This window comes from Pseudomonas sp. BSw22131 (assembly GCF_026810445.1).
Taxonomy (GTDB): Bacteria; Pseudomonadota; Gammaproteobacteria; order Pseudomonadales; family Pseudomonadaceae; genus Aquipseudomonas; species Aquipseudomonas huanghezhanensis.
On the sequence record NZ_CP113949.1, the window covers coordinates 895119 to 907684 of the forward strand.

General features: G+C 59.1%; 12 protein-coding genes. 7 read left to right on the plus strand and 5 right to left on the minus strand.

Features of this window, described 5'->3' with window-relative positions; all coding sequences use genetic code 11:
* Positions 1-17: 17 nt before the first annotated feature.
* The 6 genes from mltB (at position 18) to lipA (ending at position 5460) form a co-directional block, all read left to right on the plus strand.
* Positions 18-1028 (plus strand): lytic murein transglycosylase B, encoded by a 1011-nt coding sequence (mltB, locus tag OYW20_RS03930; RefSeq protein ID WP_268799428.1) that lies wholly within the window; start codon positions 18-20, stop codon positions 1026-1028.
* The gene (locus tag OYW20_RS03935; protein ID WP_268799430.1) at positions 1028-2068 is read left to right on the plus strand and encodes a septal ring lytic transglycosylase RlpA family protein; all 1041 of its coding nucleotides are present in this window, start codon (positions 1028-1030) and stop codon (positions 2066-2068) included. The genes mltB and OYW20_RS03935 overlap by 1 nt, the downstream gene beginning before the upstream one ends.
* 182 nt (positions 2069-2250) lie before the next feature.
* A complete protein-coding gene (locus OYW20_RS03940; RefSeq protein ID WP_268799431.1) occupies positions 2251-3411 on the plus strand; it encodes a D-alanyl-D-alanine carboxypeptidase family protein in 1161 nt (386 codons plus the stop codon).
* Positions 3412-3489: 78 nt separating this feature from the next.
* Positions 3490-3765, plus strand: coding sequence for a DUF493 domain-containing protein (locus OYW20_RS03945; RefSeq protein WP_268799432.1), 276 nt, complete (start codon positions 3490-3492; stop codon positions 3763-3765).
* On the plus strand, positions 3765-4412 hold the full coding sequence (lipB, locus tag OYW20_RS03950) for a lipoyl(octanoyl) transferase LipB (protein WP_268799433.1): 648 nt from the start codon (positions 3765-3767) through the stop codon (positions 4410-4412). The genes OYW20_RS03945 and lipB overlap by 1 nt, the downstream gene beginning before the upstream one ends.
* A 1-nt stretch (position 4413) precedes the next feature.
* Positions 4414-5460 carry a lipoyl synthase gene (gene lipA / locus OYW20_RS03955; RefSeq protein ID WP_268799434.1) on the plus strand — a complete coding sequence of 349 codons (1047 nt, stop codon included), beginning with the start codon at positions 4414-4416 and terminating at the stop codon, positions 5458-5460.
* A 189-nt stretch (positions 5461-5649) separates the two neighbouring features.
* Here the strand turns inward: lipA and OYW20_RS03960 are convergent, their stop codons facing one another.
* The 5 genes from OYW20_RS03960 to leuS form a co-directional block, all read right to left on the minus strand.
* Positions 5650-6969: a lytic murein transglycosylase gene (locus tag OYW20_RS03960; RefSeq protein WP_268799435.1), complete on the minus strand. Its 1320-nt coding sequence runs from the start codon at positions 6967-6969 to the stop codon at positions 5650-5652.
* 85 nt (positions 6970-7054) lie between these two features.
* Positions 7055-7213 carry an alternative ribosome rescue factor ArfA gene (arfA, locus tag OYW20_RS03965; protein WP_268799436.1) on the minus strand — a complete coding sequence of 53 codons (159 nt, stop codon included), beginning with the start codon at positions 7211-7213 and terminating at the stop codon, positions 7055-7057.
* A gap of 205 nt (positions 7214-7418) precedes the next feature.
* Positions 7419-8456: a DNA polymerase III subunit delta gene (holA, locus tag OYW20_RS03970; RefSeq protein ID WP_268799437.1), complete on the minus strand. Its 1038-nt coding sequence runs from the start codon at positions 8454-8456 to the stop codon at positions 7419-7421.
* A 42-nt stretch (positions 8457-8498) separates the two neighbouring features.
* The gene (locus OYW20_RS03975) at positions 8499-9104 is read right to left on the minus strand and encodes an LPS-assembly lipoprotein LptE (protein ID WP_268799438.1); all 606 of its coding nucleotides are present in this window, start codon (positions 9102-9104) and stop codon (positions 8499-8501) included.
* 88 nt (positions 9105-9192) lie between these two features.
* A complete protein-coding gene (leuS, locus tag OYW20_RS03980; RefSeq protein ID WP_268799439.1) occupies positions 9193-11814 on the minus strand; it encodes a leucine--tRNA ligase in 2622 nt (873 codons plus the stop codon).
* Between the two features lie 302 nt (positions 11815-12116).
* Here leuS and OYW20_RS03985 point away from each other — a divergent pair, with 302 nt between their 5' ends.
* On the plus strand, positions 12117-12485 hold the full coding sequence (locus OYW20_RS03985; protein WP_268799440.1) for a hypothetical protein: 369 nt from the start codon (positions 12117-12119) through the stop codon (positions 12483-12485).
* Positions 12486-12566 lie beyond the last annotated feature (81 nt).

The following is a 12566-nucleotide window of genomic DNA, read 5'->3' on the forward strand; positions in this document are numbered from 1 at the left end:
TTAAGGTGAAGAACTCAATGCAAGTTGTTTGTGGATGGGCTGCTCGATATGCGCCGCTGGTCGGACTGGTGGGCATGCTCGGCACGGTGCAGGACTCGCTTGCCGGCAGTTATGAAGGCTCGCCTCAAGTTGCCGGGTTCGTCGCCGAGATGACCCGCGACTACGGTTTTGCAGGCGAACAACTGATTGAGGTGTTTCGCGATGTCGAGCGCAAGCAGTCCATCCTCGACGCTATTTCCAGGCCAGCCGAGCGCGTAAAACCCTGGAAAGATTACGGCCCGATGTTCCTCACCGATGCCCGCATCGCACGCGGTGTGGATTTCTGGCGTCAGCACGAAGCGACGCTCGCTCGCGCCGAGCAAGAGTACGGCGTGCCCGCGCAAGTGATTGTCGCGATCATTGGTGTTGAGACGTTTTTCGGGCGTAATACCGGCAATTACCGGGTGATCGACGCATTGTCGACCTTGGGCTTCGACTATCCGCCGCGTGCCGAATTCTTTCGCAAGGAGCTTCGCGAGTTCCTGTTGTTGGCCCGCGAAGAGCAGGTCGATCCGTTGACGCTCAAGGGCTCCTACGCCGGCGCGATGGGTTTGCCGCAGTTCATGCCAAGCAGCTTTCGCGCGTATGCGGTGGATTTCGACGGTGATGGTCACATTAATATCTGGAACGATCCGGACGATGCGATAGGCAGCGTTGCCAGCTATTTCAAACGCCATGGCTGGGTGGCGGGCGAGGGCGTAGTCAGCCGTGCCAGCGTTCAGGGCGAGCGCGTCGATCAGGGATTGAGTCCGGGCATCGAGCCAGTAAAGACCGTCGGGGAGTTGCGAGCCTTGGGTTGGGCGAGTCATGATGCGCTGCGCGATGACATGCCGGTCACGGCGTTCCGCCTTGAAGGCGAGAACGGCCCGGAATATTGGCTGGGTTTAAAGAATTTTTATGCAATCACGCGTTACAACCGCAGTGTGATGTACGCCATGGCCGTGCATCAGCTGTCTGAACGACTGGTTCAAGCTCGGGGCGTCAAGTAATGCGGTTTTTACCGATTAAACAACCATTGAAACTGATGGCCTTCGCAGGGCTAACGCTGCTGCTCGTCAGTTGCTCGTCAAACACCCCGACTCGCTCGACGAAGCAGGGCAATATCGTCCGGGCTCAACCTGGCCTGGACATCAATCGGGCGCACAAAGATGGCGCGCCCTGGTGGGACGTCGATGTGTCGCGCATCCCGGACGCCGTTCCAACCCTGCACACCGGCCCTTACAAAGCCAACCCTTACACCGTGCTGGGCAAAACCTATTTTCCGCTGAATGAGTCGGCGAGCTATGCCCAGACCGGCACAGCGTCCTGGTATGGCACCAAATTTCACGGCCAGAACACCGCCAATGGTGAAGTGTATGACCTGTACGGCATGAGCGCGGCGCACAAGACGCTGCCGCTGCCAAGCTATGTACGCGTCACCAATCTGGACAACAATCGCACGGTGATCCTGCGCGTCAACGACCGCGGCCCGTTCTATTCTGACCGCATCATCGACCTGTCTTATGCCGCCGCCAAAAAGCTGGGCTATGCCGAAAGCGGTACGGCGCGGGTCAGGGTCGAAGGTATCGATCCGGCGCAATACTGGGCGCAGCGCGGCAAGCCTGCGCCGCTGATGCTCGATCAGCCACAAGTCGCCAGCAGCGCGCCAGTGCGTGCGCAGGCGGCGCCGGTGATCACAGCGTCCGCTGGCACGATTGAACAGTGGACGCCGCCACCGCAGCAGCATGCCGCGCCGGTCGCACCTGTTCCGGTGCAGATCGACGCAAAAAAAAACGCTTCAGGACAAGCGTCTGGGCTGTTTCTCCAGGTGGGAGCCTTCGCCAACCCGGACGCTGCGGAACTCCTGAGATCCAAACTGAGCGGGATGGTGAGAGCGCCGGTGTTCGTGAGTTCGATAGCACGCAATCAACAGACGCTCTATCGCGTGCGGATGGGGCCGGTCGACACGCCGGGTGAAGCCCAACAACTGCAAAACAGCGTAAGGTCGGCCAATCTTGGCTCCCCTAGCGTTGTCACGTCGGATCAGTGATCGAGCCCCGGCAACGGGGGCCGATTGATTGTGGCCTGACAGATGGCGACTTGCCACAGGGCAGGCGCTACCAGCAATTTCACGCGTTCGACCACTAGGGTCTTATGCGTCTGCCAGGGTCGCCTGGCGCCACAGCTTTGCCCGCGAGGGCATGTTTGCCCATTAGCAATTTCGAGAGACGGATGAACATCACCACCTTTGCAAAACGCCTTTGCCTGCTTATTCCTCTATTCACTGCGCCTGCTGTATTCGCGGCAGAACAGATGACACCCTCTCCACCGCAATTGGCTGCCAAGGCTTACGTGCTGATGGACGCCAACAGCGGGAATGTTCTGGTTGAAAACAACGGCGACCAGCGTCTGCCGCCAGCCAGCCTGACCAAACTGATGACTGCCTACATCGCGACCCTGGAAATCCGTCGTGGCCAGATCGGCGAAAACGATCCTGTGACCATCAGCGAGAACGCCTGGCGTACCGGCGGTTCGCGCATGTTCATCAAGGTCGGTAGCCAGGTGACGGTCAGCGACCTGCTGCACGGCATCATCATCCAGTCCGGCAACGACGCAAGCGTTGCAGTCTCCGAACACATTGCCGGCAGCGAAGATGCGTTCGCCGACATGATGAACAAGACCGCCGGCGACCTGGGCATGTCCAACAGCCACTTCATGAACCCGACCGGTCTGCCAAACCCTGAGCATTACTCCACCGCTCACGACATGGCGACCCTGGCCCGCGCGATCATTCACGAAGACCCGGCTCACTATGCGATCTACTCGCAGAAAGAGTTTTTCTGGAACGGCATCAAACAGCCAAACCGTAACCTGCTGCTTTGGCGCGACAAGACCGTCGATGGCCTGAAAACCGGTCATACCGAAGAAGCCGGCTACTGCATGGTGTCTTCGGCTGTCCGTGACGGCATGCGCCTGATCGCCGTCGTGTTCGGCACCAACAGCGAGCAAGCGCGTGCTGCCGAGACCCAGAAGCTGCTGACCTACGGTTTCCGTTTCTTCGAAACCCAGAGCTTCTATCAGAAGGGCACCGAACTGGCTCAGGCGCCAGTCTGGAAAGGCACCGAGCGTCTGGTCAAAGCCGGTCTGGCTGAAGACCTGACCATGACCATGCCTAAAGGCGAGATGAAAAAGCTGGCCGCCAGCATGTCCATGAACCCGCAGCTCGTCGCGCCAATCGCCAAAGGCGACGTTATCGGCAAGATCGAAGTGAAGCTGGACGACAAGGTGGTTCACACTGCTAATCTGATTGCGCTGGATGCAGTCGACGAAGGTGGTATCTTTCGCCGCGTGTGGGATAGCATCCGCCTGTTCTTCTACGGCTTGTTCAACTGATCCACCGTTCCCTGTGCCCCTGCCGCGTTGCGCGGCGGGGAGCTGTCCGTTTTCTCGGCTTACGAGGCCGTTACTGCCATGACAGATACCGACGTTAAAGCGCCAAAAATCGAATTTCCTTGTGCGGACTATCCCATCAAGGTGATCGGCGATACGGGTGTGGGTTTCAAGGACAAGATCATCGAGATCCTCGAAAAACACGCGACTGTCGACCACAACACCCTGGCCGAGCGCCAGAGCAGCAACGGTAAGTACACCACCGTTCAGCTGCACATCATCGCGACCGGCCAAGACCAGCTCTACGACATCAACAGTGAACTGCGTGCCACCGGTTTCGTGCACATGGTGCTGTGATGGACGCCCGACTGGGCATCCGTGATCTGGGGTTGGTTGATTACGAGCCCACTTGGCAAGCGATGAAACGCTTCAACGATGACCGCTCTGGCGAGGTCGGTGATGAGGTCTGGCTGGTGCAGCATCCACCAGTCTTCACCCAGGGACAGTCCGGCAAGCCTGAACATCTGCTGCTGCCGGGAAACATTCCGGTGGTGCAGGTCGATCGTGGCGGGCAAGTGACTTATCATGGCCCCGGCCAACTGGTGGCGTATCTGTTACTGGATGTGCGTCGCCTGGGCTTTGGCGTCCGGGATCTGGTAACGCGGATTGAGCACAGCCTCATCGCGCTCCTCGCCAGTTATGGCGTGACCGCAGCGGCCAAACCCGATGCACCGGGCGTTTACGTTGACGGGGCAAAAATCGCCTCTTTGGGTCTGCGCATTCGCCATGGCTGCTCATTCCATGGGTTGGCGCTGAATGTCGACATGGACCTTGAGCCGTTCAAACGCATTAATCCCTGCGGATATGCGGGGCTGGCGATGACCCAGCTACGCGACCATGCAGGGCCGATAGAATTTGCCGAGGTTAGTGCCCGGCTGCGTGCGCAGCTCGTCAAACACCTCGACTACGCTGAGCAGACGACCCTCACGGGCGGAATCGACTGATATGACTACTGCGCATGACACGGCTTCTGCCGTTCAAACAGAAAACGCCGTCCAGACTCTGATCCCGACAGTCACGGTGAACGCCGGGCGTCCCAAAGTGGAGGCCGGCGTCAAGTTGCGCGGCGCGGAAAAAGTCGCGCGTATCCCGGTAAAAATCATCCCCACGGTGGACCTGCCGAAAAAGCCGGACTGGATTCGCGTACGCATCCCGGTCTCGCCTGAGGTGGACCGCGTCAAACAGCTGCTGCGCAAGCACAAGCTGCACAGCGTTTGCGAAGAAGCATCCTGCCCGAACCTGGGCGAGTGCTTCTCGGGCGGCACCGCGACGTTCATGATCATGGGCGACATCTGCACCCGCCGTTGCCCGTTCTGCGACGTGGGTCATGGTCGCCCGAAAGCGCTGGACGCCGATGAGCCGAAAAACCTCGCCATCGCCATCGCTGACATGAGCCTCAAGTACGTCGTCATCACCTCGGTAGACCGCGACGATCTGCGCGACGGTGGCGCTCAGCACTTCGCTGATTGCATCCGTGAAATCCGCGCTTTGTCGCCTAATGTCCAGCTCGAAACCCTGGTGCCCGATTACCGCGGCCGCATGGATATCGCGCTGGAAATCACTGCTGCCACGCCTCCGGACGTGTTCAACCACAACCTGGAGACCGTGCCGCGTCTTTACAAGGCTGCGCGCCCCGGCTCTGATTACCAGTGGTCGCTGACACTGCTGAAGCGCTTCAAGGAAATGATGCCTCACGTCCCTACCAAGTCCGGCTTGATGTTGGGTTTGGGCGAGACAGACGAAGAAGTCATCGAGGTGATGCAGCGCATGCGCGAGCACGACATCGACATGCTTACCTTGGGCCAGTACCTGCAACCATCGCGCAGTCACTTGCCGGTCGAACGCTTCGTTCACCCGGACACCTTTGCGTGGTTCGCCGAGGAAGGCTACAAGATGGGTTTCAAGAACGTCGCGTCCGGCCCGCTGGTTCGGTCTTCGTATCACGCTGACGAGCAGGCGAAGCTGGTCAAGTCGTTGCTGACAGCGGGTTAATCAACAGCCGCTTCACAGCGCAACGAAAAAGGGCCGGATAGCGATATCCGGCCCTTTTTCGTTGCTGTGGATTAAGTGCTTGATCTCTAGCAGCGGACTTAGCCGCGAGACGTGGGTATGTCTGGCCAATCTTCATCGCACCACCGGCGATTCGCGAATAACTTCGCTCCTACAGGTCGCGTGCATGAGCTACGGCTTACGCAGACTCTCCAACAACTCCTGCGTGGGATATCCATCCGCGGGCCAGCCAAAAGACTGCTGGGCGCTGCGGATTGCTTTGCGCGTGTTGGCGCCGATGATCCCGTCAGGTGCCCCTGCGTCGTATTGTCGGGCAGAGAGAAGGGTTTGCAGCTCAATGCGCTCAGACCGGCTCAGAGGACGGTCACCGCGCGGCCAGTTGCCCATCACGTAGCCGCCGCCGTTAAAGCGCTCTGACAGCAGTCCAATGCCCAGCGCGTAGGACGACGAATTGTTGTACTTGAGAATCGCCCGGAAATTATCCATCACCAGAAATGCCGGACCTTTATAGCCAGCGGGCAACAAAAGGGCCGCCTGTTGCTGCAACAAATTGGCAGGCAGGGCAGCACCGGTTGGCAACTTCAGGCCCAACTGCTGCCACTCACCAATACTTTTGCGGGTTGAGGCGTCGGCCAGCGCGTAATCGAAACCCTGCGCCAGTTGAACTTCAAAACCCCACGGCTGCCCTTTTTGCCAGCCAGAACTCTGCAAGTAGTGCGCAGTAGAGGCGAGCGCATCGCTCGGGGTGTTCCAGATATCGCGGCGGCCATCACCATCGAAATCCACAGCGTGCGTGTTGTAGGTCGTCGGAATGAACTGCGTCTGCCCCATGGCGCCAGCCCACGAGCCCAGCATGCTCGGTGCATCGATATCACCATGCTGCAAAATTTGCAGCGCCGCGATCAGTTGGTCCTGAGCGAACTGTGGCCGGCGACCTTCATACGCCAGTGTCGCGAGGGAGCGAATCACAGACTGCGTGCCCTGAAACTGGCCGAAACTACTTTCCATTCCCCATACCGCCACCAGCGCCTGACGATCAACACCGTAGCGTTGCTCGATCTGCCCCAGCACGTCAGCGTATTGCGTCAGCAAAGCCTGACCCTTGCGTACGCGCACGGCCGACATCGCGCCGTCGAGGTATTCCCAGACGGGGCGACTGAACTCAGGCTGGCTGCGGTCGGCTTTGACGACACTCATGTCAGGCGTCACGCCTGCAAAGGCGGTGTCAAAAATGTCAGGCCGGATTCCCGCGCCCAGCGCCTGGGCACGGAACGTCGACTGCCATTGCGCGAACGTCATTGGCGGCTGAATTTCGAAGTTGGTGTCGTCGGGTTGTGCGACAGCGCTCGGCAGGGTCGGCGCAGTGTTGGCTACTTGTAGAGGCGTGGCGACCGCAGCGGTAGGTTGTTCTGCGCAGGCGACCAGTATGAGGAGGCTGGAAACAGTGATCAGTTGGCGCGCATGCCAACGACGAAGAAAACAAAAGGGCATTCTTGGGTCCAGAGCGAAAAACCGTTAGGTGCAGACCTTAACATGCCTGTCCGCTTGAAGGGGCCTATAGCGCTTTAGGGGTCGTTCAAGCCGCCATAACGGAAGAAGCCTCCCAGCTATTAGACTGGAAGGCTTCGCGGCGGTAGCTGCCTTTGCCTTTTACCGGTTGTTCCTGACGGCTTCGGAACAGCGGTTGGGCAATGATGGATTTGGCTTTATTCGGCCGTTTTTTCGGCTTGCTCATGGCGGGTACTCTCTCTTGGGGTATGCAAACGCAGGCGATAATCGGGCAGATTGGAGCAGCTGTCCAATTGATGCGCGCTATTACCACCGGGGTCGACAATGTAGGAGCGCGCTTGCCCGCGATTTCAATAGTTCTAAGACATCGCTTTCGGCTGAAATACCGATATCGCGGGCAAGCGCGCTCCTACAGTTTGAGTCGTTGCTGATTATTCCGAAGGCAACGCCAATCGCTGCCCGGCCATCAGCAACGACAACCGGCTCAAGCTGCTCCACGCCGAGCCCGCAGCCTGACCTTTGATTTGCGCGTCGATGTGCTGAGCGTCCATCAACAGTTGGCCCCAACGACCTGCAGAATGCCGTTGCAGCGCCTTGCTCATCAGCGGCTTGCGCTTGTCCCAGATCGGCGGACGGGCCTGGCTGAAAGCCTTGTCCAAGGGAATACCCTGACTGAACTGCAGCGCGAGGTTGGCAAGCACCCGTAATTCCCGGGACAACGCCCACAGAATCACCGGGGGTTCAACGCCTTCACCGCGCAGGCCTTCAAGCATGCGCAAGGCGTGAGCGGCTTCACCGTTGAGGATTGCATCGGTGAGCCCGAACACGTCGAATCGGGCACTGTCGGCGACCGCCGCCTGCACGGTTTCCACGGTGATCTGGCCTTCTTCGGCCATCAGCTTGAGCTTTTCGATTTCCTGCGCAGCGGCTAACAGGTTGCCCTCGACACGCGCCGCTATGAGCTCGATCGCATCTTGAGTGGCCGACAATCCCGCTTGTGACAGGCGTTGGCGGATCCATTGAGGCAACTGGCTGGCGTCTACCGGCCATATCTGTACGAATTGCGTCTGAGGGCCTTCAACCAGCGCCTTGCCCCACTTGGTCTTCTGCGCGCTGCCGTCGAGCTTGGGCAAACTGATCAGCAGCAAAGTGTCTTCGGCAGGGCGGCCGCAGTATTCCAGCAATGCGGCTGCGCCTTTATCGCCGGGCTTGCCGGAGGGCAAACGCAACTCCAGCAAACGACGCTCGGCGAACAGGGACATGCTCGCGCCCGCCTGAAGCAGCGTGCCCCAGTCAAAGCTGGAGTCAGCGCTGAATACCTGGCGTTCGTCGAAACCTTGCTGGCGTGCAGCCGCGCGGATGGCGTCACACGCTTCCTGGCATTGCAGCGGATCATCGCCACTGACGACGTAGACGGGTGCAAGCGTGCCTTGAAGGTGCTTGGTGAGTTGAGCGGGGGCGAGTTTCATGAGTCCACGAAGGTCGGGGCCGGCGTACCGGCCCCGAACCCTTTACTTGCTCGGGATTTCGACAGGCGACTGCTGAGGCGTTTCGTCTCGAATGCGCTGTGCGGCGGCTTCTGCGTCGGCTTGTGCTTTGAGCACGGCATCGGCTTTGGCTTGCAGTTCATCAAGACGCTCAGGTGTCATCTGCTGCAGGCGGGCAATCAGCTTTTGCACCAGATCGTTGCGCATTTCCTTGCGAATCTGATCGGCTTCCTGATCGGAACCGATCAGATTGTTGCCGTCGTGTACGAAGGTTTTTTGAGACTGAACGTTGTCTTCCAGCAGCAGAGCATCCTTGATGCCACGGATCTCGTACTTGACCACAGTGGTCAGCTCATATTCAGCAGAGCGTCCCGCACCGGCATAGCTGGCGGTGCGTTGAGTTTCGTCTTCGCGGGCCAGAATCAGTTTGTAAGGCGCGCCGGTATAAACGTGGACGCCGCTGTTCTTCAGGGTCGAAGTCAGTTGCGTCACGACCTGGCCGTAGACGTTGCGAGCGCTGACATCCAGTTCCTTGAGTTGCAGTGCGTTGGTGCCTGTGCCACGCAGCTGGAAACCGCAAGCGCTCAGCATGACGGCGAGGCCCAGAACCAGCAGATTGCGTTTGATCATCTTGTTGCTCCCCTTGAATCCGTTTGGGTCGACATCGCCGACCCTGGAAGTATTTTCAGCGCCCGGAATCGCCGGGTGCCTGATCCAATCAGCTGGCGACAATGTTCACCAGTTTGCCGGGCACGACGATCACTTTGCGGATCGTCAGGCCATCGACGAAGCGCAGCACGTTTTCGTTGACCCGTGCGGCGGCTTCGATGTCTTCGCGACTGGCGCTGGCAGGCATGTCGATATGACCACGCAACTTGCCGTTGACCTGAATCACCAATTGCAGTGTGTCCTGAACCAGCGCCGAGTCATCGACCACTGGCCAGCCAGCATTGATGACCGGGTCCTGATGGCCCAGTGCAGTCCACAATTGGTGGCTGATGTGCGGTGTGATCGGTGCCAGCAGCAGGGTGACCGTTTCCAGGCCTTCCTGCAGCAGTGCGCGATCCTGAGGCGTGGTCTGGGCTGCTTTTTCCAGCACGTTCATCAGCGTCATCACCTGGGCGATAGCGGTGTTGAATTTGTGATGCTGGCCCACGTCCTGCCCGGCTTGCCTGATCGCCAGGTGGATCGAGCGACGCACGGCTTTCTGGTCGTCGTTGAGCGCGCTTTTGTCCAGCTTGCCAGCGGCGCCTGCATTGACGTGCGCCTGAGAAAGACGCCACACGCGCTTCAGGAAACGGTGCGAACCTTCAACACCGGAGTCGGACCATTCCAGGCTCATGTCAGGCGGCGATGCGAACATCATGAACAGACGGCAGGTGTCTGCGCCGTACTGGTCAATCATCGATTGCGGATCGACGCCGTTGTTCTTTGATTTGGCCATCTTCTCGATGCCGCCGATCTCGACGGGCAGGCCATCGGCAATCAGTCTGGCGCCGATGATCTTGGCCTTGCTGTCGCGTTCGAACTCGACGTCAGCCGGGTTGAACCAGGTTTTGCTGCCGTTGGCTTCGAGGCGATAGAACGTCTCGGCCACAACCATGCCTTGAGTCAGCAGGTTCTTGAACGGTTCGTTGGAGCTGACCAGGCCTTCGTCGCGCATCAGCTTGTGGAAGAAGCGCGCGTACAGCAGGTGAAGAATCGCGTGTTCGATACCGCCGATGTACTGATCAACAGGCAACCAGTGGTTGGCTGCTTTCGGATCAACCATGCCACCTTCGTAGTTAGGCGATGCGTAACGGGCGAAGTACCACGAGGATTCCACGAAGGTATCCATGGTGTCGGTTTCGCGCTTGGCTGACGCGCCGCATTTCGGGCAGATGCACTCGTAGAACTCAGGCATGCGCGCCAGCGGAGAGCCTGCTCCGTCCGGCACGACATCTTCCGGCAACTTGACGGGCAACTGGTCTTCCGGGACCGGTACGTCACCGCAGGCGTCGCAATGCACGATCGGGATCGGGCAACCCCAATAGCGCTGGCGGCTGATACCCCAGTCACGCAGACGGAATTGAGTACGGGATTTGCCGAGGTCTTTTTTGATCAGCGCCACTTCGATAGCGTCGAACGCGCCGGCGAAGTCCAGGCCATCGAATTCGCCGGAATTGATCAACTGACCGTGTTCGTTATATGCGTCCTGCCAGGGCGCGGGGGTATGGTCACCCGCGCTGGTGCGCACCACCGGCTTGATCGACAGGTCGTATTTGGTGGCGAACTCGAAGTCACGCTCGTCATGCGCAGGGACGGCCATTACCGCACCGTCGCCATAATGCATGAGCACGTAGTTGGCGACCCACACAGGCAGTTTTTCGCCGGTCAGCGGGTGTTCCACGAACAACGGCGTCGGCACGCCTTTTTTCTCTTGGGTTGCTACGTCGGCTTCGGCCACGCTGCCGCTTTTGCATTCGTGGATGAACGCTTGCAGCTCGGCGGCTTTGTCGGCGGCCATTTTTTCAACGGCGAGGGAGGCGAGCGGGTGCTCGGCGGCGACGGCGACGTAAGTCGCGCCCATCAGGGTGTCAGGGCGCGTGGTGAAGACTTTCAGCGCGCCTGCTTCGCCGATGGAGGCCTGATCGTAAGGGAACTGTACTTCCATGCCCCGGGATTTACCGATCCAGTTGCGCTGCATGGTCTTGACCTGTTCAGGCCAGCCCGGCAACTCGTCGAGACTCTCCAGCAGCTCATCCGCGTAAGCGGTGATCTTGAAGTAGTACATCGGGATTTCGCGTTTTTCGATCAGCGCGCCGGAACGCCAGCCGCGGCCGTCGATCACTTGCTCGTTCGCCAGAACGGTCTGGTCGACCGGGTCCCAGTTCACGGTGCCGTTCTTGCGGTAGATCACGCCTTTTTCGAACAGGCGAGTGAACAGCCATTGTTCCCAGCGGTAGTAATCAGGTTTGCAGGTGGTGATCTCGCGGGACCAATCAATCGCCAAACCCAGGCTCTTGAGCTGGTTCTTCATGTAGGCGATGTTTTCGTAGGTCCATTTGGCGGGCGCGACGTTGTTTTTCATCGCGGCGTTTTCCGCCGGCATGCCGAATGCGTCCCAGCCCATTGGCTGCAGAACGTTCTTGCCTTGCATGCGTTGGTAGCGGGCAATCACGTCGCCGATGGTGTAGTTGCGCACGTGACCCATGTGTAGCTTGCCGCTGGGGTAAGGAAACATCGACAGGCAGTAGAACGTATCCTTGCCTGGCTGCTCACTGACTTCAAAAGACTTGTGCTCGTCCCAGAAGGTCTGGGCGGCGGCTTCGATTTCGCGGGGCTGATAGAGTTCGTGCATGGCTACTTTTAACTGAGATTGGTGACCCTTGACCGCTTCGCAGCATCGCCGAGTCAGAAGGGCGTCGCTTGCCAGGCAGTTGCCGGGGCCGCGCGATGCGTTCGTGCTCGGGTGAGCGGAAGTGGAATTACAGGAAGCGCCGTAGCATACATGAGCCCTGACTATCGAGGGAAACCCTGATTGCGTGCTCGCCCGCGTCCTGGCGCCGCTCTGGAGCCGTTTGTCGCGGCACCGCGCTGGTTTTTGCAGCCCCGCTAAGCTCATTGACGAGGGTATGTGGTTATCTTCAGTGAGGTGAACGGATGACAGAGCTGCGGCACACGGTAACGAAACCTGATCTTTACGAGCGGTTGATCGATCGTCTTGGGCTTGCCCTGGAGATGGCGAGAACAGCGGTTCGGCTTCGTAATGAAAATCCCGCAGAGTTGGAGTTGCGAGGGCTGAGCTACGCCGAGGTTCAATTGATCGAGGCGTACCTGGACAGAAACGAAGTCGCGGCAGGGGATGCAGCAATCGCATGGAATGAGAGTGCCGACCGTTCTCGGGAGCTTGCCGAACCGGCGCCGGTCTCGCGTCCATTGGCCAAGGTCATCTGGCTGAAGGATCAAAAACGGGCCTGCGTATCGTTGAAGTTAAGTCGATACAGTTCCACCCAACATTTCAAGCGTTAACGCTGCGGGCTTCAGGCCCGCCCTTTTAAGCATTGTTGCTTAGCGTCAATCCCTCTAGGCTTCGAGTATCTTTCTGGAGAT

Excerpts from the sequence above, each read along its gene's own strand:
- arfA (WP_268799436.1), bottom strand. The coding sequence starts at position 7,213 with ATGAGCAAGCCGAAAAAACGGCCGAATAAAGCCAAATCCATCATTGCC.
- lipB (WP_268799433.1), top strand. The coding sequence starts at position 3,765 with ATGGACGCCCGACTGGGCATCCGTGATCTGGGGTTGGTTGATTACGAG.
- lipA (WP_268799434.1), top strand. The coding sequence starts at position 4,414 with ATGACTACTGCGCATGACACGGCTTCTGCCGTTCAAACAGAAAACGCC.
- OYW20_RS03940 (WP_268799431.1), top strand. The coding sequence starts at position 2,251 with ATGAACATCACCACCTTTGCAAAACGCCTTTGCCTGCTTATTCCTCTA.
- OYW20_RS03960 (WP_268799435.1), bottom strand. The coding sequence starts at position 6,969 with ATGCCCTTTTGTTTTCTTCGTCGTTGGCATGCGCGCCAACTGATCACT.
- leuS (WP_268799439.1), bottom strand. The coding sequence starts at position 11,814 with ATGCACGAACTCTATCAGCCCCGCGAAATCGAAGCCGCCGCCCAGACC.
- OYW20_RS03945 (WP_268799432.1), top strand. The coding sequence starts at position 3,490 with ATGACAGATACCGACGTTAAAGCGCCAAAAATCGAATTTCCTTGTGCG.
- holA (WP_268799437.1), bottom strand. The coding sequence starts at position 8,456 with ATGAAACTCGCCCCCGCTCAACTCACCAAGCACCTTCAAGGCACGCTT.
- OYW20_RS03975 (WP_268799438.1), bottom strand. The coding sequence starts at position 9,104 with ATGATCAAACGCAATCTGCTGGTTCTGGGCCTCGCCGTCATGCTGAGC.
- OYW20_RS03985 (WP_268799440.1), top strand. The coding sequence starts at position 12,117 with ATGACAGAGCTGCGGCACACGGTAACGAAACCTGATCTTTACGAGCGG.
- mltB (WP_268799428.1), top strand. The coding sequence starts at position 18 with ATGCAAGTTGTTTGTGGATGGGCTGCTCGATATGCGCCGCTGGTCGGA.
- OYW20_RS03935 (WP_268799430.1), top strand. The coding sequence starts at position 1,028 with ATGCGGTTTTTACCGATTAAACAACCATTGAAACTGATGGCCTTCGCA.